The following is a 25597-nucleotide window of genomic DNA, read 5'->3' on the forward strand; positions in this document are numbered from 1 at the left end:
TGGACAAGTCTCTCTTTATCCTTTTCCCATTTTGCCCTCATCAAAACGAGAAATCGTGCAGAACGGATAAATACAGAGAAAAAGGGAAAGGGATGCTTCCCCTTCCCTTGTCCGTCTTCATTATATCGTGTCTCTAGGAAAGAACCAAGTGAGTTCCTTCAGTGTGAGAAATTAAAGACCTTGTTTTGCAATGTAAGCTGCAAGGTCAACAACGCGGTGAGAATATCCACTCTCGTTATCGTACCAAGAAATGACTTTCACCATGCTGCCTTCCATTACCATTGTAGAAAGAGCATCGATTGTTGAAGAGTTTGCATTACCATTGTAGTCACCAGATACTAATGGCTCTTCGCTGTAGCCTAGGATTCCTTTAAGTTCTCCTTCAGCCGCTTCTTTAAGTGCTGCATTTACGTCTTCAGCTGTCACATCTTGATTTAATTCAGCAACAAGATCAACTAAAGAAACGTTAGGTGTTGGAACACGCATAGCGCCACCGTTTAATTTACCTTTAAGTTCAGGCAATACAAGTGAAACAGCTTTCGCAGCACCTGTAGAAGTTGGGATGATGTTTTCCGCAGCTGCACGAGCACGACGGTAGTCTTTGTGCGGAAGATCAAGAATTTGTTGGTCATTTGTGTATGAGTGAACAGTTGTCATCATACCGCGTTTGATACCAAATTTATCGTTAAGTACTTTTGCAAATGGAGCTAAGCAGTTTGTTGTACAAGATGCATTAGAGATGACATCGTGGCTAGCTGCATCGTATTTGTCTTCGTTTACACCCATAACGATTGTGATATCTTCTTCGTTAGCAGGAGCAGAGATGATGACTTTTTTAGCGCCAGCTTCTAAGTGTTTAGCAGCGTCTGCACGTTTTGTGAAGAATCCAGTAGATTCAACAACGATTTCTACGCCTTGTTTACCCCAGCTTAATTTCGCAGGGTCACGCTCAGCTGATACTTCGATTGTTTTACCGTTCACTACTAAGTTCGTACCGTCTACAGAAACCTCTGCATCTAGTTTTCCGTGAACAGAGTCATATTGTAAAAGGTGTGCAAGCATGTTAGCGTCTGTTAGATCGTTAACCGCTACTACCTCAACTTCAGGATTGTTTAATGCTGCACGAAATACGTTACGTCCAATACGTCCAAATCCGTTAATACCGACTTTTACTGCCATGATGTTTCCTCCTTTTATAGGTCACAATGTTTTATATTGAGGGATCTATTGACTCCCTTAATAACTCTTTTGCGGCTCCTTCGTCTGTGACGAGAACCGTTCGGCGGGGTTTTTTGAAATAAGCTTCAATGGCCCCAGCCTTTGATGATCCACCTGCAACAGCAATGATGTGTGGAATGCTTTCTAAATCATCTAGCTGCATGCCGACGGAGTGCACTTTGTGGACGACCTCGCCATCACGATTAAAGTAATAGCCAAAAGCCTCTGTCACTGCGTCATGCTCATCAATCTTTTTTAAATCTTCAGCGGGTGTGTTTCGTCTCATCGCCATTGTTTTTGCTTCACCGATTCCATGAATAAGCATCGTGGATGATTTAATCGTTTGAAGCACTTCTTTGACAGACGGCTCTTCAATAATGGAAGAGTAAGCACCTTCTGACAGCTGTCCTGGAACAAACAGCAGTTTGTAAGTACCGGAAGCTTTTTCAGCCATGTGGGCACAAATGGTGTTTGCCTGATTTTTTACATTCTCCCCAAGACCGCCTCTCGCAGGGACAAACATCATGTCGCGATTTTTGGCATCAGGGGTCATCATTTCGGCAACAGCTTCCATCGTCGTTCCGCCAGTGACGGCGACGATATTATTTCCAGTAAACCTTTTTTTCATACATTGGACAGCAGCTCTTCCCATTTCTTGCTTCACCCACGGGGATTCATCGCTGTCACCAGAAACAATGATGACTTCTTCCAGGCCTAATTTCCTCTTTAATGTATTTTCCAAAAAGGTTAAACCTAAAACGTCCTTCATCATTCCTTCAAGCATTTCAAGCAAAGCATGACCTTCAGTCGTCAGCATCATACCGCTCGTTTTGACATCCAGCAGATTTTGTTCCTTTAAGAACTGAACTTCAGCTCTTAAGATACGTTCACTGAGACCAAGACTTGTCGCAAGACTTCTACGACCAATTGGTTCAGCTAATCTGATGTACTGCAAAATGTCGTAGCGCTTTTGCATAACTGTGAGAAGATCTGGTAATAATTTTTTTTGAGCTTCCAATAAACGATTCATGGCTAACGACCCTTTCTTTTCACGTTGGACTAAAAACGTCCCACTGTGACAAAAAACGTCCCGCCACAGCCAAAAAAAATCAATCCCTGCTTTCTTTAATTATTTTAACAGGATAATCTTGCATTTTCAACTCTTACAAACACATTTAGACAAAAAATAGACACATTTTGACCGATAACCTGCTTGTCATCTAGCTTTCCGCTATTTTATTTTTTTCAAACTATTTATTTTCTTCTATATTGAATGCATTTGTCTTTGAAAAGGTGCAGGCGGTCAAAAGCCGCCTGCTTATGTTTTCGGTATCGTTTCTTTCTCTTCATTAAACCGTTTCGCATCTTCCTTCGGTTTAATCTTGAGGTAGTAAATGATGTAGCAGGCGGCCATAAATGGAACTCCGCAATAAAGACCAATCCGCTGATCCTCAATAAAGAATAAACTGATAAGAACAATGCCAAATGCGATAAAGCCTGCTAATGGCACAAATGGATAAAAAGGCGTTCGGAAGACAAGATCCTTTACATCTCCGCCCTCTTTTATGAATTGTCTCCTAAAGAAGTATTGGGATAAACAAATCGACATCCAAACCACGACAAGCACCATACCCGAAATGGATATGAGCCAGACATATACCGTTTTTGGTGCTACAACACTCGTGAGCAGTGATAGAGCGGATACACCCATTGTCACCAATAAGGCATTGATCGGGATTTTACGTTTGGATAATTTTTTCGTGAAAACAGGTCCTTTCCCGTCTTTTGAAAGCGCCCAAAGCATACGTGATGATGCATATAATCCAGAGTTCGCTACAGATAAGACGGCTGTAATGATAATAAAATTCATGATATCTGCAGCGTATGGTATGCCGACCTTGTCCAACACCACAACAAACGGACTATCCACCGCGCCGGCGGTCTGCCATGGCAGAAGCGCTGCAAGAACCGCAATCGATAAAACAAAAAAGACCATCGTCCGCCAAATAATATTCCGAATAGAGCGTGGGAGTGTTTTTTCTGGATTTTCACTCTCCCCTGCTGCAATCCCTACAAGCTCTGTTCCTTGAAAGGAGAAATTGACTGTGACCATGGTTAATAAAATCGCAAAAACACCATTAGGAAAAAGTCCGCCATGATCCGTCAAATGGCGAAATAGGGGGGCAGGTTCCCCACCTTTCAAATGAATCATTCCGAAAATTGCGCCAATTCCAATGATAATAAACAATAAGATCGCAGCAACCTTGATGGCTGAAAACCAAAACTCGGTTTCAGCAAAGCTGCGAGCTGAGATGGCATTGATGGCAAATAAGATGACGCTAAAGGCAAGACACCAAAGCCAAACTGGGATATCAGGAAACCACCTTTGGAGTAGAATCCCTGCTGATGTAAATTCAAGTCCGATCGTACATGCCCAGCTAAACCAATAGAGCCAGCCGATCATAAAGCCCGTGGATGGACCAATATACTTCGTGGCATACTCTTGAAAGGAACCAGCTGTCGGCATCGCCACTGCTAATTCACCGAGACAGAGCATGACCAAATACATGAGCAACCCGCCGATGATAAACGAAAGAATGGCTCCCCCTGGGCCTGCTTGATGAATAATGAGTCCTGACCCAAGGAAAAGGCCTGTTCCGATAACCCCGCCTAAGGCAATCATAAAAAGATGTCTGCTTTTCATGGAACGCTCTAGTTCATTATGCTGTTCTGGCTTCAAATCCGCTTCCCCACTTTCACTCTTCTATTCATCAACCTTTGACAAAATTCGCCGTTCATTGAAAGAGAAAGGGAGAATTTGAAGGCTTCTCCCTTGATCATTTATGCTTGAAATAACGCTTGGATATGAGCAATTGCCCAATCCAAGTCTTCTTTTGAAATGGTAAGCGGCGGTGCAAATCGAATCACTGTCTCATGGGTTTCTTTGCATAACAGCCCTGCTTGCTTGAGCTTCTCACAATAAGGTCTAGCTGCCTCAGTCAGTTCCATCCCAATAAATAGTCCACGCCCGCGTACTTCCTTAATCACAGGACTTTGAATGCGTGATAGTTTGTCTTTGAAATATTGCCCAAGCTCCAGTGAGCGCTCGGCAAGCTTCTCGTCGATTAAAACATCTAGTGCAGCAAGTGATACTGCGCACGCAAGAGGATTCCCGCCGAAGGTAGACCCGTGAGACCCTGGATTAAATACACCTAAAATATCACGGTTTGCGACAACACATGAGATCGGGAATACCCCACCGCCAAGTGCTTTACCAAGAATCAGCATATCCGGCTCAATGTCTTCCCAGTCGCATGCAAACATCTTGCCGGTCCGCGCTAATCCCACTTGAATTTCATCTGCGATCAATAACACATGTTCTTTCTCACAGATCGCTTTTGCCTCTTTTATAAAGCCCTCAGGCGGCATGACAATGCCCGCTTCTCCTTGAATCGGTTCAAAGAGAAAAGCCGCTGTTTGCGGAGTGATCGCTTCGCGTAACGCCTCAATATCTCCATAAGGGATGAGCTTTATGCCTGGAAGCATCGGACCGAAACCTCTTTGATATTCTGCTTCCGAAGAAAGTGACACAGCCGTCATTGTACGACCATGAAAATTCCCGGTACATGCAATAATTTCTGCCCGATTCTCTTCGATTCCCTTGACATCATAGCCCCATCGTCTCGCTGCCTTTATCGCCGTTTCCACAGCCTCGGCACCCGTATTCATCGGCAATGCCATCTCTTTATTCGTTAATTTGCAGATCTTCTCATACCATGGACCAAGCTGATCATTATGGAAGGCCCTTGATGTAAGTGTCACGCGGTCAGCTTGTGTTTTAAGCGCTTCAATAATGCGGGGATGGCGATGTCCTTGGTTCACTGCAGAATATGCACTGAGCATATCCATGTAGCGGTTGCCCTCAGGATCAGTCACCCACACTCCCTCAGCCTCTGAAATCACAATTGGCAACGGATGATAGTTCGCCGCACCGTATTGTTCTGTTTGATGAATCAATGCTTTTGTCTGTGTCATCGTGTATTCCTCCTTCTATATGCTTGCCTCTTTTGATTGGGTTCATCTTCACTCTTATATTATGCAAGGATCATGCCAACTTAGTGATCGCTCTGTATCTAGGATTGTGCTCATCTTTAACGCAAAATAATTTTGCATATGCAAATTTTTTTAGAGGAAACCGCAAAATTTTTCATGTAAAATAGAGGTAATGTCTGGAGGTGGCGCAAGTGAAAAAAGATCAGCATACCGCAAAGCTCGAAAATGAGATTGATCTATATAAACAAATGCTCGATTTAATTGATGTTGGGGTTCACGCCATTGATGAAAATGGCAATACCATTGTTTATAACAAAAAAATGATGGAGATCGAATCTTTAAAACGTTCTGATGTCCTTTATAAAAATGTCTTAGACCTCTTTGTGTTTCAGGATGAGATGCACAGTACACTTGTCCAAGCGCTGCGAACCGGGAAACAGACGGTTCATGCAAAGCAGACGTATCACAACTACAATGGAAAAGAAATCACAACGATTAACCATACATACCCGCTCGTTCGAGACGGTTTGATTCAAGGGGCGGTTGAAATTTCGAATGATGTCACGAAACTGGAACGGCTCATTCATCACAATATGAAGAAAAAAGGAAACACACGCTTTACATTTGATTCAATCATTGGGGAGAGTCCTGCCTTTTTAGAAGTGATTGAACATGCGAAACGAGCCACACGTACCTCTTCTTATGTGCTGATTGTTGGTGAGACAGGGACGGGGAAAGAGCTATTTGCACAAAGCATTCATAATGGCAGCAGCCGTTCATCTGGACCATTTATTACGCAGAATTGTGCAGCACTGCCTGATAACCTCATTGAAAGTATGCTTTTTGGAACACAAAAAGGGGCTTTTACAGGGGCAACAGATCAGCCCGGTCTATTCGAACAAGCACAAGGAGGTACACTGCTTTTAGATGAGATCAACTCATTACACCCAGCTCTTCAAGCAAAACTATTGCGCGTCTTGCAAGAGAAACGTGTAAGAAGGTTAGGCAGTACAAAGGAAATCGCCATTGATGTGAGAGTGATTGCTAATATGAATGAGGACCCTGTGGATGCGATCGCAGGTGGACGGATGCGAAAGGATTTATTTTACCGGCTTGGCATTGTCACCTTGTTTATCCCGCCACTCTCTGAGCGAAAAGAAGACATCCCCACATTTGTCATGCATTTTATTCAAAAATATAATGAACTGTTTCAAATGAATGTGAAGGCGGCTGATGAAGAGGTACTTGCCCTGTTCCAAACGTATCATTGGCCGGGCAATGTAAGAGAACTGGAGCATGTGATTGAGGCTGGAATGAATATGATGATGGACGAAACATACTTAAGCATGCATCACCTTCCTTACCATTTCCGTTTCAAGCAAGGAGAAGGACGTCCTAGTGAACACATGCAGATGAGTCCGCTTAATCTATCAGCTGCAACTGATACGTTTGTCTACACGAGCTCAGATCATACAACTGATTTCCAAACCCAAATGGAACGATTTGAAAAACAATACATCGTCCATTACTTAAATAAAATGGACGACAATATTTCACAGACTGCAAAGATATTGGGCATGAGCAGGCAAAGTCTGCAATATCGAATGAAAAAATTGCATATTTCTCTTCAATAATAGAGCTGTGCCGTTTTTCGGCACAGCTTATTGAATATCTGGCTTTCCTTCCTGTTCTTGCAGCACATCACCAAGAAGTTGTTCTACTTTTTCCAAATGTGTAAGCATCGCCCTCTCCGCTTCTTCTGGCTGCTTGTCCATGACAGCTTGATAAATACGTTCATGGTCTTTGTAAAGCTGACGTATGGACGCTTTTCTTGAAAATAACACGATTTTTCTCGTTTCCCGCATCGTTTCAATTAATAAGGATGAGACCTGATTCATTAACGCCGCCAGTAAATGATTCTTTGAGGCTTTAGCGATGGCAAGATGAAATGTAAGGTCTGCCTCTTCACCAATTTCTTTATGCGCTTCTGCACGCTTCATTTGTTCAAGTGCATCATGCAGTCGATGGAGGTCCTCGTCTGTCCGCAGCAATGCTGCCTTTTTGACAGCACCTGATTCAATGATTGATCTCACTTCTAGAAGCTGCACGATATCCTGCTGCTTCATCAAAAAAGCAGGAGATAAACAAAATGTGAGCTGCTCAGGATCGAACTGCTTCACATATGTGCCTTCTCCTTGCTTCATCTCTATTAATCCGATCGCTTTCAGAGCGGACAGCGCCTCTCTCACAGCGGAACGGCTGACTTGAAAGTTTTCAGAAAGTGCTTGAACCGAGTCTAATTTTTCGCCCGGAAGAAGCTCCCCCGTTCGAATGGATTCGACTAATGCGTCCGCAATTTCTTCATATATTTTTTTTGTTTTGATTTGTTTATATTTCAATTGGTCTCACCTCATCACTGTTGTCTACCCTATCGCCTCATGCCCTATCTTATACTTTACCCCAAAATTCAGATCACACGTCTTCCCTTTTTTCAATTCTCAAGAAATCTTCTATCACTCTTTCACTCATCAAAAAAGAAGCACGTGCCATTGTTTCTGGCATGTGCTTCTTTTTAATCATATCGCTTCCGCAGCGTGGAAGACGGAAGGTTCATTTGTTCACGATATTTGGCAATGGTTCTGCGAGAGACGCGGATACCAAAGGTTTGCTGAAGCTGCGTCATGATTTGCTGATCCGAATACGGTTTTTTCTTATTTTCTGATTCAATCAGCTCTGCAATGTGGGTCTTCACTGTGTAGCTGGATGCTTCTTCAAGCGAATGCCCTTCTAGTTTCGCTTGGAAAAACTGTTTCATTTCCATTAACCCATAAGGAGTCTGCACCATTTTCCCTTTGACTGTTCGACTCACTGTCGACTCATGCACTTGTAATATATCTGCAACCCGCTTCATCGTAAGCGGTTTCATTTTATGCTTCCCTGTCAGGAAAAAATCAGTCTGTTGTAAGATAATCTCACGAACGACATTTGTCATCGTTTGTTTTCTCTGCTTCAGCGCTTGAACAAGCCAATTGTACTGCTGATGCTTTTCCTTTAAATATGCATATGCTTCATGCCGCTTTTGATCTTGAATCATGGCGAAATACCCTTCATTCATTTCAATATCCGGAAAAGCACGCTGGTTCAGCTCGAATGTGATGTGACCTCCCGCAGCTGTAATCAACACATCTGGTTCTATATACACATCCTGGTCTTCATAAGAGAAATGAAGGCCTGGTCTTGGTTCGAGAAGCGACACCTCATCTTGTATGGCTTGCAGGGTTTTCAACGGCATACCTGTTTTAGCTGCGATTTCCTTCCAAGCCTTCCTTGCGAAAAGAAAGAAATGCCCTTCGATGATCAGCTCTGCTTCATACCAGCGATCCTTTTTTCGTCTAAGCTGGAGCAGGATGCATTCTTGCAATGATCTAGCGCCAATACCGGCAGGCTCTAATGATTGAAGCTGATGAAGAACGGCCTCTACTTCTTCTGCCGAAGCCTTTAAAACAGCGGCCATTTGGTCAACCGATTCATTTAAATAGCCATTGGAATCAATGGACTCAATCATGAATTGAAAAATCCTTTGATTCTTTTCACTTAAATTCAAATCAATGGCCTGTCTCTTTAAATACATTTGCAGGCTTTCTTTTTGATGCGTACGATACGGCTCTGTCATTCGATCTTGCGTTCTTTTATGATAAACTGGTTGATAGCTGTCCGTGTCTTTCCGCTCAATCAGAGGGTTCTCAAGCGCTAACTGATCAAGATACTCACCCAGCTCTGCACAATTCAATTGCAGCAGCGTAATCGCCTGCCTGAGTTCTTGCGTGAGTACCTGCTTTAATACTAGTTCTTGTTGCAGTTTAAGGCTCATTGTCTCCCCTCCCTCTCATCATTTTACATGAAGATTGACGGACCGTATATACGAAATAGGAGTGATTTCCATGTCTGAACTTTTTTCCGTTCCATACTTTATTGATAACTTAAAACAGCACATTGCCATGAATCAACATGAAGACAAGATTCATGCCATGAACGCTTATTATCGGTCGGTGGTTTCTACACTTGTGCAGGACCAATTGACGAAAAATGCTGTTGTCTTGAAGCGAATTCAGCATCTCGATGAAGCGTACCAAAAGGTGAAAAAAGAAAGCGAATAAATGGACGAAAAACAACACCCTTTCTCATGATTGCAAAGGGTGTTTTTCATGCAGGAAAAGCTTTTGATCCAGCTTCGATTTGTACATCATCAAAAAGCCGGACCGCCCTACAGTAAGCCATAGGTCATGATGATTCCATAAAATAAGGGATTGATAAAAAGAGAGGCAGGCTGCTGATGAACGAGCAGCCTATGTGGAGGATAATGCTTTCTTTTGCAGGGCGTTGTAAAGTGTATCAATGACAAGCTCCTGTTCCGCGTCTGTCATGCTTGTACCAGATGGCAGGCAAAGACCTGTCTCAAATAACAACTCAGATGCAGGGACTTCATCGGCTGTTGTATAAAAAGGACAACCATGAAAGAGCGGCTGCTGATGCAGTGGCTTCCATACACGCCTTGCTTCGATCTGCTTTTGTTCTAAAGCATCTATCATCTCCACTGGAGACATCTGTACATGATGATCAATGGTGAATGTGGTCAGCCAGCGGTTTGATGTGGTTTCTTGATATTCTGGCATAAATTGAAGGCCTTCAATATCGGCTAAAGCATCTTGATAACGCTCGAAAATGCGGCGTTTTTGCTGAACACGCTCCTCTAACACTTCCATTTGTGCAATTCCTACACCTGCGAGTAGGTTGCTCATCCGATAGTTATATCCCTCCTCTTGATGTTCATAGTGTAGGGCATGTTCTCTTGCCTGTGACGCGAGAAATCGGCAGCGGTCGATGGTTGCTTCATCATCACTGACAAGCATTCCGCCTCCTGATGTTGTAATGATTTTATTTCCGTTAAAAGAGTACACACCGAACCTGCCCATTGAACCGCTTTTTCTTCCTTTATATATACTGCCTAACGATTCAGCTGCATCTTCAATGATTGGCACATCATATGCCTCACACACCGCTATGATTTCATCCATTTTCGCACTTTGTCCGTATAAATGAACGACAATAACCGCACGGGGTCTTTTCCCAAGTCGTTTTGTTTCAGCGAAGGCTTTCTCTAACGCCAGCGGACACATATTCCATGTCTCTTTTTCTGAATCAATAAAAACAGGCGTCGCTTGTTCATATAAAATAGGATTTGCACTGGCAACAAATGTGAGAGTGGAACAAAAGACCATATCTCCCTTTTGAACGCCAATGAGTTTTAAGGCAAGGTGAATGGCTGCTGTTCCTGAAGACAATGCTGCTCCACTCTTCACGCCTGCATAATCCGCGACCACTTGCTCAAATTCATTTACAAGCGGTCCTAATGGTGCAATCCAATTGCTTTTAAATGCCTCCTCTATTTTCTTCTGTTCTTTTCCACTCATATGAGGAGGAGATAAGTAGATTCGTTTCCTGTCTCTCATGATTTCCCACCTTCTCTTCGACCTTTGATCTCAATTGCAGGAACGCCTACGGCGACTTTCTGATCATGTATATCTCGGGTCACTGCCGCTCCTGCGCCGATCACTGCCCAGCTTCCAATGGTTCTGCCAGGTATGACAGCAGCCCCAGCTCCAATATGAGCACCCTCTCGCACAGAGACACAGCCGGTGAGCACGGCTCCCGGGGATAGGTGCGTAAAGGATTCGAGAAAGCAGTCATGCTCCACGATAGAACCGGTGTTGATAATGGCATGCTCACCAATTACTGCATCTGCTTGCACAACAGCCCTTGCCATCACAACCGTTCCTCGGCCAACCTTCGTTGACGAGCTCACAACTGCCTCTGGATGAATCAGTGTGGCAAATGCCCTCTCTTCAAATGCGAGACGTTCTTTGATCCTCTGTCTGATTTCGTTTTGCCCAATGGCAATCAGCCATTGCATATCAGGTATTTCATCTCTTACCTTTTGACTCATAGAAATCGGACCATACAGAATGCCGGTTCGAGTGTCAGCCTCCTCAAATCGATCGTCTAATACAGCACACAATGAGTAATCAGGATGCAAAAAAATCAACTCCTGAATGACCTTACTGTGTCCGCCAGCCCCTATTAAGCCAATGGGCTGCTCTTTACGTATCGGTTCCTTTGAATTTTTCAGCTGTTGCATGATTTGGCTGCTGCACCCCTTCTGTTTTGATGACTTTCAGCAAGGTCATCCATAAGATTTTCATATCGAGCCAAAACGATTGATGCTCTACATACCAGAGGTCATAGGTGAATTTCTCCTCCCAAGAGAGAGTATTCCTCCCATTCACCTGGGCCCATCCAGTGATACCAGGCTTCACAAGATGACGCTTCGCTTGCTCCTCTGTGTACATTTGTAAATACTCCATTAAAAGCGGTCTTGGTCCAACGAGACTGATTTCCCCTTTGAGTACATTGACAAGCTGCGGCAATTCATCAAGACTGAGCTTACGAATAAAGGCGCCGGTTTTTGTTAATCGAAGATGGTCTGGAAGCAGTACGCCATGTTCATCGCGTTCCTCGGTCATCGTCCGAAATTTATAAAGCATAAACGGCTGTCCGTACAGACCAGGCCGTTCTTGTCGAAACACCACAGGCGCTCCGATTTTCCACCGAATGAGTCCATAGATGAGAAGGAAAAGGGGGCTGCCTGCGATGAGCAGGGTCAAAGCCACGACCACATCTATTATTCTTTTCATCATTGCTTCTCCTTTCCACACTAGCGAGAGACAGATCGTTCAATAGCAGCTTGTTTCACCTTACGCATGAGCTGTATCCGCTCTTGTTTTGTTCCTGCAAATTGATACAAATAGCCTAAGTAGAGAACGAAACATATTCCGCCAATACAAAATAGCTCCCACCATCTCGTCACATCATACACAGCCTGAATACCGGCACAGATCCCCCATATGAACAGAGCCCCAAACAGCGGAACGACTGTATGTTTGTAAAAGATGGTGCTTTTCTGTTTCGTGATCTTGGCTGTATACAATGGGAGAAAGACGATATTTTTCATCAATAAAACAACGGCCCCTGCTGATGCAATGCCATATAACCCAAGCTGAAGTAGGTGAGTCAGTCCATAGGCTAACAGGACATTGGAACCGCCTAATATGAGTGTCACAACCGCCGGCACTTTAAATCGGTTAAAGGCAGTCGGTACATAGGTCAGCGGTAAAAACATCAACGTGAAACACAAATAAGCCGCATGAATTATCAGCAGCCATTTCAGTTCCTCAAAGGCTGGTCCAAGCCATAACAGCATGAGCGGACCGGCAAGACCTCCTAACAGAGCCGCGGGGAATGCCACAAATAAACCACTCCATTTCATGGCATTGGCGGCGTATTGAATGAGCCCCTGCTCGTCTTGATTTGAATATAATTTTGTGATCGTTGGCGCAAACACAACCGCAAGTGTCCCTGCAAGGGTGCGCAATAATAATGGAAATTGTAAAATGGCGGCATACTGTCCAGTCGCTTCTGCCCCAATCAGTAAGTTGGTCATCAATAAATCGATTTGTAAAAACAACAAAATGCCCATTTGCTCAAATGAATGCCACACCCCTGATCGAACCAGCGTGAGACTTGAAGATAAAGAAACGTACCGCCACTTAAACGAAAACCAAGGAATGAGTTTCTTAAAATAATAGAGACCCATTCCCAAAGCGGCGAAACTCCCCATAACGGCTGCAAGCGGAATATGCCAAATGGCTGGTGTCGTCACAGTAAATAACAGTACAATCACAAGCGCCCTGCCAAACATCTGAATGGCCTGTCCAACACTCGACACATATAATTTGTTCGCATAAAACGGTGCCGCCCCAATACCAGACATGACGAAATTGAGCATAAATAAAAGACCCCCTAACACAAAGGCGATCTGTGTATCTTTTGCAAGATGAGCAGGCACATGAAGCCAGTCAACCAGCTGCTGAGACATGAATAGACAAAGTAAAAAAAGACAGATGGATAAAAAAAGAGAACTGACAAAATAGGAAGCGAGATAGCGCTGCGCTTGTTCCATCTCTCCTTTATGAGCCGCAACAGAAAAAAAACGCACCACCACAGCACTTAATGAAGCCGTAATGACCGATAAATAATTGATCATATTTTGAGTCAGATGAATCAGACCAAACGCTTCCACTCCAAGTGTATGAACAATGTAAGGCGTTAAACAAACAGACATCAGCATCATCAAGAAAAACGTCATCACATTTGCACTGACATTGTAAAGAAACGCACGGTTCATGGTGATTTCACGCAGTGTTTAAGGGCCTTCATCCAACTTCCTCTCCCTTTTGTCCGCTTGTTTTCATATGCTGATGAATGGCCTTTTTCACCGCTTCCTCCGTTGGTTCCTTCAAAAGGGTCATAAACGGCAAGTGCTCTACCCATTCATATCCTTCCATGACTTTATGATCAAACGACCTGATGACAACACACGGTGTATGTGTGATCGCACAAAAGATCATGCCATGCAGTCGATCTGTCACGACGACTTGTGCCTGTCTCAACTGCGTCCATAGCGTGGATAATTCCTCTAAACGAGTCGTTCGATTCACTCGCTTACCAATGGTCGTTGTGATAAAACCAACTTGATCATACGTTTCTTTGATATGCTCCTGCAGTTGTTCTCGTTTCTCTTTCGTGAGATACGCCTCCTTATCCTCACGCAGACAAAACAGCACTCCTTTACGGGTTTGACTCTTTGATGTTTCGTCTAATGTCAGAACCATATCAGGCTGTTTCCACACCTCTTTATTAGGAAAATGCTTCTTCATCCATTGATAGGTGGTTTGATCTCTTGCCATCAAGAGAAGCCTCGGGTGTTGCTGATATGCTTGAATAGCGCGGCGTTCTTCTCTTTTCCCTCTCTTTGTTTCTGTAAAATGAGCAGTAGCGGGCAGCTGAATAACAGGATAGGACTTAAAGGCGTTCATGATAAATTGTCTTGTCCATTCTTCATATCGATATAAATCGCCCATGTTGCCCCCGCCGATGATACAGACAATGTCCTCTGGGTGCCGCGCGTGCTTCAGCGGACGTGCTAGACGATACATCTCCTGCATGTCTACTTCTATGATTTGATAGTCTGGAAAGTGCTTTTGTAGAAAACAGCAGCTGGCATAGGCAATCGCATGATCACCTAAGTTGTCATGTGCCGGTAGCAGCGTGAGAATGATTTTCTTCTGATGACGCAGCTCTGGCAGTCTTTGGCGGCTCAACCTATATTGAAGTGGATACTTGACCTTTAAGAGCAGCCACTCTGCGGCATGTGCTTTTAATTGCTGCAATGTCACACTCATCACCCCGATTTTCTCGTTTGATATTCAATCCATTTTTGATAGCTTGAAGCTGCGGCAGAGAGCGGATACACCCACTGCATCCTAGCAAGGAATAAGATCATTCGCTTTCGCACAGTCAGCTTCGATGGTTCCACTTGTTTCACAGCCTTCTGAAAAGCTTCATGTGTCACCATTTCACGCATATGACCAAGCTTTTTTTGAAAGGAAAGGGAATTTTGGCTCTTCCATTCATTGAGCATACAATGCAGCGTATGATTCACGATAAAAAAATAAAAAGCTTTCTCATATGGTGTCAGCTCATCATGCTCTTTTAAAAACAAACGCTGCGCGTCATAAAACGCCAGTCCATGCTGAAAATACTGCTTTTGATATCGCTGGACAATGGATGACAAATGAACCCGGTAATAATAAAGCGGCTCATGAACAAAGGCAATGACACGTGATAAAGAAAAACAGCGCAGCGTGACATATTGATCTTCAATATTCTCAAGCTCACCTCTCAACGGAAAACGGATATGATGCTTTTCGATAAACGCCCGCCGATACAGCTTATTCCATGAGAATCCCGTGATCTCACCATGTAATAACGATTCTATTAAACTTGTCTTATCGGCTTCCTGTTGAGCTAACAGCGTCGTCGGTATGATCCGTTTTGACTGTTCAAATTGAATCCAATATTCACTGACAACAAGATCAGCACCGGTGTTTTCGGCTTTTTGATATAAAGCCTCACAGTATTGAGGAGCGAGAACATCGTCTGAATCAACAAAGGCAAGATACGTTCCTGTTGCTTCTTCTATGCCCCTGTTCCTCACCGCTCCCAGCCCTTGATTGGTTTGGTGAATCACCCGAAATCGCTCATCACGCGCAGCAAACGCTTCAAGGATGTCTCCACTGTGATCGGTAGATCCATCGTTAATGAGGATGACCTCTATATCTGAAAAGCTTTGGTCTGCAATCGATTGAAGACACTGCTCCACATATTGACTAGTGTTATAGACTGCGACCAATAGACTGATAGCTGGCATGACAGCAAGCCCCACCTTTCTTCAAATCTACTTTGTAAAAATCGTTCGGTACGGTAAAACAGAAGAATCAAACGGCATCAGCATAATGCTGTACAAAATATAGCAAACCGCAATTCCGATATACATAAAGAAATTGGTTCGCTGATCAAAAATCCGTGTGAAATAAGGTAGTAAAATGAGCTGATACAGACCAAAGTAAATATGAAATCTTGCATAAATGACATCCTTCGTTGCAAGGATGCCAAACAAAAATCCAAGCAAGCAAAAATTCACAATATAATCACTCTCTGGGGTCAGCTCACGAAGTCGTTTTCGACAAAAGAACGCAAGCAATAACGGCAAAATCAAGACACCAATTTTCGTCACATTCATTCCATTCGTATTCGTTGTCAGCCACTCCTCGTAATGACCATAAGAACTCCCTTGCAGCATCACCACAAACACGGAGACAAAGCGGTCATACAGAGCAGTTAAGCCTAGAAAAATCATACATAACACAAGCATCATCCAAGACCACGCCTTTGTTCTGACGATGAAATAGACTGGAATCATAATGAGTGCCGAGGAATGAAATAGCGCGCATACAAGTACGAGCGGAAAATACCATTTCCACTGACCTTTGATGACAAACTGGATGGCATAAAAAAGAATCGCTGCCACCATATACTGCCGCATGCCATTAAACGAAGCGTAATAATGAAATGTACCGAGAAATAGCAGCATACTAAGCTCAAATGGCCGTCCATATCGCACAAGTGTTTTGATAATAAAAAAATAGGTGATGATCCCAACTGTGATATACATGATTTGCGGCTCATGTGACAGTTGATTGAGCATCCATAAGATCAATGTAAAGCCCGGATCAGTGGCGGCCTTGTCTACACCGAATCCGAAAATATGCCAAGGCTTGTCATAGTTGACGGAGAACTCATACATTTGTCCATAGGTTACAAAATCAGTTCCTACTTTGTAGCGTATGCCCGCCACAATACAAAGAAATAAAAATGGAAAAAACACCAGAAGCTTGTTCGGCCGCCAGCCGCTTTGTATGGTATCATCACGTCTGCCATAAAATGCAGCAAAGCTCGACCATAAATAGACCATGATCATGTTCACCAAATAAACCGCCATCTGCCAATCCTTCCTTACAATCCATACACATTCATCACACGGGTGATGTTCTGTTTTACATCAAATCCTCTAAGGCCAAGCTGAGAAATAATCGTCTCCTGAAGAGGAGGATCTGCATGGTAGGCTTCTAGTATGGCTTTCATCCACTCATGTGCTGAATCTTGCAAGGATTTCCGTTTCACAAGCCCACAACCTAAATCGACTTCCTTTGTGATATGATCTGAAATCACACATGGGAGTCCAGATGCTTGCGCTTCCACTAATACGAGAGGAAGACCTTCAAACAAAGACGGCATCACAAACACATCAAATGCTTCCATATACTGCGGAACCTCTGAGACAACGCCCGTAAACACAATGTCTTCCATTAATCCTGCTTTCACTGCATACGATTCAACCACTGGCCGTAGCGGCCCATCTCCGATGAGAACTAGCTGAAAGGAGACCCCTTGTTTTTTCAGTGTCTGCGCTAATTCGATGAAAAAAACATGGTTTTTCTGCTCATGAAATCGGCCAATATGTCCAATGATCAGTTTTCTCTCGTGAAGATGGAGGTCTTTTTTCATCTTCACCTTCGCTTCTGGCTCCAACTGAAAAAAAAGGTCCAAATCAATCCCATTTGGTAAAATGTTCACTCGTCCATCGTGCATTCTTTTTTGTCCAAATAAAAAGGCACCGGCATCTTCACCGCATGCAACGAGCTGCGTAGAAAAGGCAAAGATCAATTGACGAAATCCTTTGAGCAACAAATGATCAACCCGGCTAGGAGACTGTTTCCAAGCCGTATTATGTGAATGGCAAATGCGTATCTTCACACCTGCCAGTTTCGCAGCAAGGGCAGAAAAGCCCGTTTGAAAATCTGTATGTGCATGCACCGCCTGATAAGGTCCCGTTTGCTTAATCGTCTTCGTCAACGTTTTGACAAACGTCCATGGAGAGGACGCTCCAATACTTGGGACATAAAAAATCCGCCCGCCAAGCTGACGAATTTCCTCATCGTAATCACAGACATCCTCCCGGTGGGTAATGAAATCAAATTGAAGAACATTCCGGTCGATTGCACGATAGATATTCATGATCATCGTTTCTGCTCCGCCTCTGTTCATTCCGCCCACAACATGAAGTACACGCTTTGGCTCACTCATCCCGAATCGTCCTCCTTTTCACCATAGATCCTCCAAGTTTCCGCTGATGATAAAACCTCATGATCTTTGGTGACATACAGGCACGGATGACAGGCTTAAGCGCAAAGAGATAATCAAACGGCGACAATTTTAATTGCTTGCATGCTTTTAACACAAGCCAGGCATTGTCCATTGAATATCGGAATTTCCGGCGCTGAAAGGCCGCTTCATCCTCCCTTACAAGGTATAAGGGCTCTTGCAGATTAAAGCCTTTTCTCCCCGTAGCAAAAAAACGAATCCAAAGATCGATATCTTCCATCCGTCTAGTTGTTTTTACAGAACGATAGCCATTTAAAGCCTTGTAGGCAGACGCTCTCATCATAATCGTCCCATGACAAAAAGGCGTTCCTCTTGCTAGCACCCTTCGATCAGGCTCTGAGACAAGTGCTCGAACGCCCTTCGCCCCTGACTCATCAAACACCGTCATCGCCGTCCCAACCACATCATATTCTGGATGTGCTTCGAGGAAATGAACCTGTTTTTCTAATCGTGTAGACACTGATATATCGTCGCCATCCTGTCTTGCAATCAGTTCTCCATTCGCTTCAGTGAGACAACGATTTAAACTGGCGGCAAGTCTTTGATTGTGTTCGTTTTGAATGAGGCGAATTCTATCTGGATCACGCATGGTATAGTGCAGCACTTTTTCATAGGTGCCATCTGTTGATGCATCATCACATATGATGAGCTCCCAGTTTTCATAGGTTTGACGAAGAATCGATTCAATGCTTTCTTCTACTGTCTCTTGGCAATTGTAAACACCCATGATAATCGATACTTTCGGCTGACGCATGCTCACATCACCTTCTCTTTTTGGTCCATATACGTTGTGTAAATTTCCTCCATTGCACTTACCGTCTGCTCCTGTGCAAATGCGTGAGCCATAGAACGTCCCGCTTTCCCCATTAGGTGAAGCTGGTCCTTTTTATGATAGAGCTGCTGTAAATAAACGGCTAAACCATTCACATCATGCGGTTTGACTAAAAAGCCGTTCACTCCATGTTTGACAAGCTCACAATGCCCTCTATTTTCTGTTGCAATCACCGGCTTTTCAGCAGACATCGCTTCAAGAAGATTCATCCCAAGTCCTTCTCTCAAGCTGGTTGATACACAGACATCGCTCAGATGCATCCAATCTTCGATGTGTTTGCAAAATCCCGCAAACTGTACATGTTCCTCAAGATTCAGCTGACAGACCAACTTTTCATAGGACGACCGACTTGTCCCTTCTCCAGCAAATACAATTTTCACATATGGTATATTCCGATACACCTGCGCGCAAGCTTTGATGAGCATTCCTTGATTTTTATTGTCATTTAATTCACCAGCACACAGCACGATAAAATCTTGCGTGGTAAAACCATATGCTTTACGAAGGCGGTCTTTTTCTTTGTCATCAACTGGTGCAAATCGCTTCATATCGACACCCATACCGGGAACATAATGCACAGCCGCCTTCTCTTTTGACAGACGATCGGCTCTTTCATAGTCTTCTCCATTAATGGTGATGAGTGCATCCGTATATTGAACGAGCCACCTCTCAACTGGATAATAAAGCAGCCAATTTTGAAGCGGTGCCCCCTTCCAAAAGTGAAACCCATGCGCTGTGTAAAAAACTTTCGTCCCTTTTTTGCGCGTCCCTTTGGCCGCTAGCCTGCCAATGACACTCCCCATCGGTGTGTGACAATGGATGAACTGATAATGCTCTTTTTCTAACAGCTTTTTCAGCTCCACATAAGCAAGCCGGTTGTGCAAATGAAAAGGGGAACGCTGAATCGGAATGGAATGCGCTTGATCCACATATGGCAGTTCCAGCTGGCCATTTGCCGCTGTATGCACTTCCCATCCTTGTTCCTGAAACCATCTGAAATACGGGAGATGGAATGCCTTAAAATGATAATCAACCGTTGCGCAAAACAAGACTTTTTTCTTCATTAGCAAGTGGCTCCTCCTCTCGTTGCATCGGTTCAGGCAATACATCATGCGACTCAATGGCGGCAAACAAGGCCTGTCTTAATTGATCGTCACTCATCATGTTAAATTCGTGAATAAAGCGGTTCAGCACATACGGATCTCCATCCAAGGCATGGCCGATATGGATTTTCGGGAAAATTTGCTCCTGTGCTTTTTCATGCTGGTTGAGTAGCTCCTCGTACATTTTCTCTCCGGGACGAATCCCCGTAAATGTGATTGGAATCTGATCTGTGGTGTAGCCTGAGAGGTGAATGAGGTTTTCTGCGAGGTCGACAATTTTGACTGGCTCCCCCATATCTAAAACAAAAATCTGCCTTCCTTCTGCTAGTGCACCAGCTTGAATAACAAGCCTTGATGCTTCTGGTATCGTCATAAAATATCTTGTCATGGCTGGGTGCGTGACGGTCACTGGCCCGCCTCTTTCAATTTGTTTTTTAAAGATCGGAATAACGCTCCCCCTGCTTCCGAGTACATTCCCAAACCGGACGGCGACAAATTTCGTTTCACTGCTTGCCCCCATTTGCATAATCACCATTTCAGCAAACCGCTTTGTCGCTCCCATCACATTGGCAGGGTTGACCGCTTTGTCAGATGAGATGAGGACAAATGTTTCAACTCCGTGCTCATGTGCAGCTTCTGCCACATTTTTTGTCCCGATAATATTGTTTTTCACCGCTTCTTTCGGGCTGATTTCCATGAGCGGGACATGTTTATGCGCAGCGGCATGATAAATCATATCCGGCTGAAAATGACCAACGATTTCACTCATTTTTTGTTTATCTTGAATATCCGCAATTTGTGGATATAGACTAATGCTGTCTCCATACAATTCTTTCAGCTCTAGTAAAATAGAATGAATGCTAAATTCTCCATGTCCCACAAGCACAATCGCCCGAGGGGAAAATACACAAATTTGACGACAGATTTCTGACCCGATAGACCCGCCAGCTCCTGTCACCATAATCGTTTTTCCTTTTAGGTGAACGGATAGACGGCTTGTATCTAATTGAATCGGCTCTCTTCCAAGCAAATCCTCTGGCTGTACATCCCGCAATTGATTCAGCGCATGGGTTCCTTTTAAAATCTGTTCCATTTCCGGCATAATCTGTGTTTTGATTCCAGTCGCTACACATTCCTTATATAGTCCTTTTAATGTGTGACTGCTTTTGGATGGAATAGCGATAATGATTTTTTGAATATCCATCATCGCAACAGCCGTTTGAATATGTTCTTTTCCCCCAAGAACAGGCAGCCCCATAATTTCAAGCTTATGCTTTGTTTTGTCATCATCAATGAAAGCGACCGGCTCAATATGTACATCACTCGACTGCTGAAGCTGACGAACGATAATGGTCCCGGCTGATCCAGCGCCAATGATTAGTGCCCGCTCCTTTTCAACTTGAAACCGCTTGGCACCATCATGAAACAGCCTGGATGCCATTCGTGATGCACCGATGAATAACACATGGAAAAGCCAGACAATAAATAAAAAGCGAAATGGCCATGTCTGCACAAAAATGTACAGCATCGTCATGGAAAATAAAAATGAACACGCAAAAGTCTTCATTAAAGAAAATAGCTCTCTAACCCCTGTATAAGCCCATACTTGCTTGTACACGTGAAAAATATACGAAAACAAATGGTGCCCGATCAGTAGACTGAGCGAAGAAATGACGAGCATTTCAAATGTATATACGGTTAACGCTGCCTCTTGGACAAATTGAAAGCCAAAAAAGACGGCAACTAAAATGAGATATGAGTCTAGTGCCACGATGATTGATAATCTTTGGGCGTAAGTCAACGCTCCTCCCCCTTTTTAAAACATCACTATTCTTACGTAAAATGGGCATCAAACCCGTCCTCACATCCCACTACCGATGACGAGCATCTAAGGCATATGTCATGCCCACAGCAGGATCGAGTGCCTCCGTTGTTAAAGATTAGGAGACATCACCTATCAATCTCTTTAATACATATAGTGCCTTCCCTTTTTCACTTTCTTGCCATTTAGCATCGCCCCAAGCAGTTTCCCTGTCGTACCCTCTAATACTTCTTTTGATTTCTTCACAGCGGCAATCTTCGTTTTACCGCTTAAAACCACAAGAATGCTTCCATCCGTCCGGTTTGCTAATATTTTGGCATCGGCTACAGGCAGAAGCGGTGTGGAATCAACAATCACCATGTCATACTGCTGCTCAATCTCGTAAAATAGCTGCTTCATCACAGAGGAGGAAAGCAGCTCAGCGGGATTCGGTGGAATGGTCCCACTCGGAAGCAGCTCTAAATGCTCAATCGGTGTAGGCAAAATGGCTTCTTCCAAACTGCAATTATTTAATAGCACATTGGTCAATCCGGTGTGCGGACTCAGATCAAAATATTCATGAATGGCTGGTTTACGTAAATCAGCATCCATGAGCAAAACCCGTTTTTTCTGCTGTGCAAAAACAGCTGCCAAGTTTGCAGCCGTAAATGATTTTCCTTCCTTCGGCAAGGAGGATGTGACCAATATCGACTTCAGCCTCGTTTGAATCGACGTGAATTCGATGTTCGTTCGGATCGTTCGGAATTGTTCCGCAATGACAGAGTGAGGATTTAATACAGAAATACAGGATAAATCTCTTTTTTCTCGTTTTTTCCTCTTAAAAATCAATGTTCTGTCCTCCCGTTATGACGGACTGCTTGTCTTTTTTTGCCCTCCTGTCTGCCTGCATCTGATAGACACTGCCGAGCGACGGCAATCCGATCTCTTCTCTTATTTGATGTGTTCGTTTCACCGTATCATCGAGTAAATTCATTAAGAAAATGAGTGTCATTCCCCCTAATACAGAGGCGCCTAGTGCCAGAACGATGTGAACGAATTTACGTGAGTTCATCAGTATCGTGTTGGACAGCTTGGCTTCAGACAAAACATTAATGCGATCCATATTCATGGTTTTTTTGATTTCTTCTTGCAGCACCTCTGTGGCTGTATTCGCAATGGCTACTGCCTTCGCTCGGTCCTCATCTTGTACAGAAATATTTATGACCTCTGACTCATTTTCTGTACTTGTGGCAATTTTGTGTTTTAATCCTTCCGCCGATTCTGTAAGATTGAGTGTTTCTTTTACTTTTTCAATAACGATTGGACTTTTTAATAGGACTTGAAAGGTACGTGTATATTGAAGGTTCATCTGAATATCGTTTAAATTCGCTTGTGCATCACTGCTTCGTTTATGAACAAGAATTTGAGTGGTTGCCTGATATACAGGAGTCGAGACATAGAACTGATAGTAGGCTGAAATGCCCGTTACGATCAGGACAATCAGGATCAGAAGGGCCATTTTCTCTTTTATGACAGAAAACAGCTGCTTAAAACCTATATTCTCATTCATAGATACCTCCCGATTTCATCATAAAAAGGTTATATATGGTTTCCTTTTGTTAATGATTGGATTATAAAAGATAATACCCGCAAAGAAAAATGTCATAATAGGTCTTATAGTTCTTTTTAAAGAACGAAATCGTTCGTTTTCTTTTGTTTACTTCCTGTTTCTTACGTTTTTGAATTTTATAAAGAACAATTTATTTCTTATAATGAACGAAAAGGTCGCAGAACGATTCGCCGGGGAGAAGGGAGATCATATATCGAATGATAGGAAAGGTGATACGCATTTACCGAAAGAGGAAAGGATACTCAATCCAGCAGCTGGCTGAAGATGCCCATGTCTCTAAATCGTATTTGAGTAAAATTGAGCGTGGTGTCCATCGTAATCCATCTGTCCAGTTTTTAAAAAAGGTATCCTCATCACTAGACATTGATTTACAAGAGCTGTTTGATGCAGAAACGATGATGTTTCATTACGCTGAGGGCGGTGAACAGGAGTGGCGGGATCATATCGTTCATGCCGTCCAATCTGGCATGCCTAAAGAAGAACTGTATCAGCTGCTCCAAACCTACAGAAAGGAGCAGGAAGGAAAGACGTTACATGTCCATCATAGAAAGCTGACCGACTCAAATATGTCAGAATGGAAGCGTCTCATGAGTGAAGCAAAGGCCATTGGCTTAACCATCGAGGAAGTGAAAGCGTTTCTTACCAATATAGGAGAACACCGGGCGTAAGCCACTGAGATCAAACCAATTTGCGGGGAGAGGCGCTTGTCGCTTCGATGAAATAGAGCCTTTTTATATGAAAAGGCTCTTTTCAGTTTATGGACAAAGGGCTAAAATGAACTTATTTTAGCCCTTTGTCTTCTTTTCAGCGTGATAGAAAACCTTTGCAGTCTAGGAGCGAATTCGACATTCGTGAGCACCAGCGCGCAGGACTGACACCGAATGCGAGGGTTTTTCTACATGCTGAGAGCCTTTTTGCATGAAAAGGCTCTGTTTTCTGTTATTCTTCTTTTTTGGTTCGTGCTTTTTTCGTAATATCATTGTTCTTCCAATAGGCCCATAGTGATGTGATGCCAAGAAAGGCTAACGTAATGAATTGCTGCACACCTTCTTCATCAATTGGAATTGGGCTTTTTCCTGCAGCAGTGAGAGCGCTGTTCACAAGTGCCAATAAAAGCAGCACAAGCCTCGCAATAGTGCCTGCACTAATTTTTTGAACCTTCAACTGTAACCCCTCCCCTTATCCTTTCATACGGGCGATACTGCTCGTTCCCTCTCATATGTATGCAAAAAGCGAATGAATAGAAGAACGAATCAAAAAAAGAGACATCATTCCTAGATGCGGAATGATGCCTTGATTTATGTGCTGTTTATTTAGAGAACATCTTTTTTGCTTCATCCATTGCCATTTTGTTGCCTAGAGCTGAATAATCTAACCATGGCTGATCGGCAATCGGATACACTTGGTTTTTCTTCACGGCTTTTAGGCCTTTCCAAATCGGCGTCTGCTCTAACTGTTTGAATGCCTGCTGCGCCTTATCATCACGGTTCACGACGACAAAAATAGCATCTGCATCAAAGTCAGGAAGCACTTCTTGAGAAATGACTTCAAATGGACGTTTGCTGTCCAGTTTTTTCACACCATCTACAGGTGTCAGTCCTAAATCATCGTATAAAATTGGCCCCATCGGACGTTTCATACTAAATACTCGAAGCTCTTTTGCTGTTACACGAATCGCCATCACTTTTCCATTTCCAATCTTTTTCTGGATGAGTGATTTGACTTCTTTTGCTTCTTGATTGTAGTCCTTAATATATTGATCGGCTTCTTTTTCTTTATTGACGAGCTTGCCGATTTTTTTCAAATGATCACGCCATGTGCCATCATTTAAATTAAACACTTCGGTTTTGGCGATTTTCTTGTATTTTGATAAGTCTTGTCCAGCCAGTTCTTCATCGACGTAAATGACATCTGGTTTTAAAGCAAGCAATGACTCCATATCAGGATCTGCTGCGATGCCCAGCTTTTTCGTTTGGCTAAGCTGCTTTTTCGCATGTGGAAGGAAATCTTTTAAGTCTCCCCCTACAACAGAGCCAGCAGGTTTTATCCCGAGTGCTAATAAGTCATTTGTTAAATGAATCGACAAGGACGCAATCTTAGGTGTTCCGTTTTCATCTTGATTTGTTGTCTTCTTTGTTTCCTGTTGACCACAAGCGGCCAGAATCAAGAAACAGAGCGTTAAACCAAACACAAGTACTTTTTTCATGATGAGTTCCTCT

General features: G+C 43.4%; 24 protein-coding genes. 3 read left to right on the forward strand and 21 right to left on the reverse strand.

The genetic code is table 11. The features are described 5' to 3' along the window. Positions 1–171: 171 nt before the first annotated feature. The 4 genes from gap to NSQ64_RS17445 form a co-directional block, all read right to left on the reverse strand. Positions 172–1179 (reverse strand): type I glyceraldehyde-3-phosphate dehydrogenase, encoded by a 1008-nt coding sequence (gene gap / locus NSQ64_RS17430; RefSeq protein ID WP_007500174.1) that lies wholly within the window; start codon positions 1177–1179, stop codon positions 172–174. Positions 1180–1210: 31 nt separating this feature from the next. Next, positions 1211–2248, reverse strand: coding sequence for a sugar-binding transcriptional regulator (locus NSQ64_RS17435; RefSeq protein ID WP_008347711.1), 1038 nt, complete (start codon positions 2246–2248; stop codon positions 1211–1213). A 288-nt stretch (positions 2249–2536) separates the two neighbouring features. Next, complete coding sequence (locus NSQ64_RS17440; protein ID WP_047945706.1) at positions 2537–3922, reverse strand: amino acid permease; 1386 nt, start codon at positions 3920–3922, stop codon at positions 2537–2539. Positions 3923–4059: 137 nt separating this feature from the next. Beyond that, positions 4060–5253 (reverse strand): ornithine--oxo-acid transaminase, encoded by a 1194-nt coding sequence (locus NSQ64_RS17445; RefSeq protein ID WP_045034035.1) that lies wholly within the window; start codon positions 5251–5253, stop codon positions 4060–4062. Positions 5254–5462: 209 nt separating this feature from the next. On the opposite strand from NSQ64_RS17445, the gene NSQ64_RS17450 reads away from it, so the two are divergent. Beyond that, the gene (locus tag NSQ64_RS17450) at positions 5463–6905 is read left to right on the forward strand and encodes a sigma-54 interaction domain-containing protein (protein WP_341017522.1); all 1443 of its coding nucleotides are present in this window, start codon (positions 5463–5465) and stop codon (positions 6903–6905) included. 27 nt (positions 6906–6932) lie between these two features. On the opposite strand, the gene NSQ64_RS17455 is transcribed toward NSQ64_RS17450, so the two are convergent. Both NSQ64_RS17455 and rpoN read right to left on the reverse strand, forming a co-directional pair. Then, on the reverse strand, positions 6933–7670 hold the full coding sequence (locus NSQ64_RS17455; RefSeq protein ID WP_341017525.1) for a FadR/GntR family transcriptional regulator: 738 nt from the start codon (positions 7668–7670) through the stop codon (positions 6933–6935). A gap of 173 nt (positions 7671–7843) precedes the next feature. Continuing rightward, positions 7844–9142: an RNA polymerase factor sigma-54 gene (gene rpoN / locus NSQ64_RS17460; RefSeq protein ID WP_138279020.1), complete on the reverse strand. Its 1299-nt coding sequence runs from the start codon at positions 9140–9142 to the stop codon at positions 7844–7846. Between the two features lie 70 nt (positions 9143–9212). Here rpoN and yvfG point away from each other — a divergent pair, with 70 nt between their 5' ends. Then, a complete protein-coding gene (gene yvfG, locus NSQ64_RS17465; protein ID WP_017359206.1) occupies positions 9213–9428 on the forward strand; it encodes a protein YvfG in 216 nt (71 codons plus the stop codon). 189 nt (positions 9429–9617) lie between these two features. Here the strand turns inward: yvfG and NSQ64_RS17470 are convergent, their stop codons facing one another. From NSQ64_RS17470 to NSQ64_RS17530, 13 genes are all read right to left on the reverse strand, one after another. Further along, positions 9618–10781, reverse strand: coding sequence for a DegT/DnrJ/EryC1/StrS family aminotransferase (locus NSQ64_RS17470; protein WP_341017529.1), 1164 nt, complete (start codon positions 10779–10781; stop codon positions 9618–9620). Further along, positions 10778–11467 (reverse strand): acetyltransferase, encoded by a 690-nt coding sequence (locus NSQ64_RS17475; protein ID WP_341017532.1) that lies wholly within the window; start codon positions 11465–11467, stop codon positions 10778–10780. Before NSQ64_RS17475 ends, NSQ64_RS17470 begins: the two co-directional genes overlap by 4 nt. Further along, entirely contained in the window at positions 11430–12023 is a 594-nt protein-coding gene (locus NSQ64_RS17480; protein WP_017359198.1) for a sugar transferase, read from the reverse strand. The genes NSQ64_RS17475 and NSQ64_RS17480 overlap by 38 nt, the downstream gene beginning before the upstream one ends. Positions 12024–12043: 20 nt before the next feature. Further along, entirely contained in the window at positions 12044–13573 is a 1530-nt protein-coding gene (locus NSQ64_RS17485; RefSeq protein WP_341017535.1) for an MATE family efflux transporter, read from the reverse strand. A 28-nt stretch (positions 13574–13601) separates the two neighbouring features. Further along, on the reverse strand, positions 13602–14630 hold the full coding sequence (locus NSQ64_RS17490) for a polysaccharide pyruvyl transferase family protein (protein ID WP_341017537.1): 1029 nt from the start codon (positions 14628–14630) through the stop codon (positions 13602–13604). Further along, complete coding sequence (locus NSQ64_RS17495) at positions 14630–15658, reverse strand: glycosyltransferase family 2 protein (protein WP_045034024.1); 1029 nt, start codon at positions 15656–15658, stop codon at positions 14630–14632. The genes NSQ64_RS17490 and NSQ64_RS17495 overlap by 1 nt, the downstream gene beginning before the upstream one ends. 27 nt (positions 15659–15685) lie before the next feature. Continuing rightward, on the reverse strand, positions 15686–16789 hold the full coding sequence (locus NSQ64_RS17500) for an EpsG family protein (protein ID WP_024719852.1): 1104 nt from the start codon (positions 16787–16789) through the stop codon (positions 15686–15688). Positions 16790–16803: 14 nt separating this feature from the next. After that, positions 16804–17934 (reverse strand): glycosyltransferase family 1 protein, encoded by a 1131-nt coding sequence (locus NSQ64_RS17505; RefSeq protein ID WP_341017543.1) that lies wholly within the window; start codon positions 17932–17934, stop codon positions 16804–16806. Then, positions 17927–18766 carry a glycosyltransferase family 2 protein gene (locus NSQ64_RS17510; protein WP_326377674.1) on the reverse strand — a complete coding sequence of 280 codons (840 nt, stop codon included), beginning with the start codon at positions 18764–18766 and terminating at the stop codon, positions 17927–17929. The genes NSQ64_RS17505 and NSQ64_RS17510 overlap by 8 nt, the downstream gene beginning before the upstream one ends. Before the next feature lie 2 nt (positions 18767–18768). Further along, on the reverse strand, positions 18769–19908 hold the full coding sequence (locus tag NSQ64_RS17515) for a glycosyltransferase family 4 protein (RefSeq protein WP_341017548.1): 1140 nt from the start codon (positions 19906–19908) through the stop codon (positions 18769–18771). Beyond that, positions 19874–21748, reverse strand: coding sequence for a polysaccharide biosynthesis protein (locus tag NSQ64_RS17520; protein WP_341017551.1), 1875 nt, complete (start codon positions 21746–21748; stop codon positions 19874–19876). Before NSQ64_RS17520 ends, NSQ64_RS17515 begins: the two co-directional genes overlap by 35 nt. A gap of 165 nt (positions 21749–21913) precedes the next feature. After that, positions 21914–22597 carry a CpsD/CapB family tyrosine-protein kinase gene (locus tag NSQ64_RS17525; protein WP_008347761.1) on the reverse strand — a complete coding sequence of 228 codons (684 nt, stop codon included), beginning with the start codon at positions 22595–22597 and terminating at the stop codon, positions 21914–21916. Next, on the reverse strand, positions 22587–23318 hold the full coding sequence (locus NSQ64_RS17530; protein WP_024719858.1) for a YveK family protein: 732 nt from the start codon (positions 23316–23318) through the stop codon (positions 22587–22589). Before NSQ64_RS17530 ends, NSQ64_RS17525 begins: the two co-directional genes overlap by 11 nt. A gap of 257 nt (positions 23319–23575) precedes the next feature. Here NSQ64_RS17530 and slrR point away from each other — a divergent pair, with 257 nt between their 5' ends. Beyond that, complete coding sequence (gene slrR, locus NSQ64_RS17535; protein WP_341017554.1) at positions 23576–24046, forward strand: HTH-type transcriptional regulator SlrR; 471 nt, start codon at positions 23576–23578, stop codon at positions 24044–24046. Between the two features lie 271 nt (positions 24047–24317). Here the strand turns inward: slrR and NSQ64_RS17540 are convergent, their stop codons facing one another. Then, on the reverse strand, positions 24318–24542 hold the full coding sequence (locus NSQ64_RS17540; protein ID WP_008347764.1) for a phage holin: 225 nt from the start codon (positions 24540–24542) through the stop codon (positions 24318–24320). Between the two features lie 145 nt (positions 24543–24687). Further along, a complete protein-coding gene (locus NSQ64_RS17545) occupies positions 24688–25584 on the reverse strand; it encodes an iron-hydroxamate ABC transporter substrate-binding protein (RefSeq protein WP_007500130.1) in 897 nt (298 codons plus the stop codon). Positions 25585–25597 lie beyond the last annotated feature (13 nt).

Source organism: Bacillus sp. FSL W8-0183 (assembly GCF_038006825.1).
Taxonomy (GTDB): Bacteria; Bacillota; Bacilli; order Bacillales; family Bacillaceae; genus Bacillus; species Bacillus altitudinis.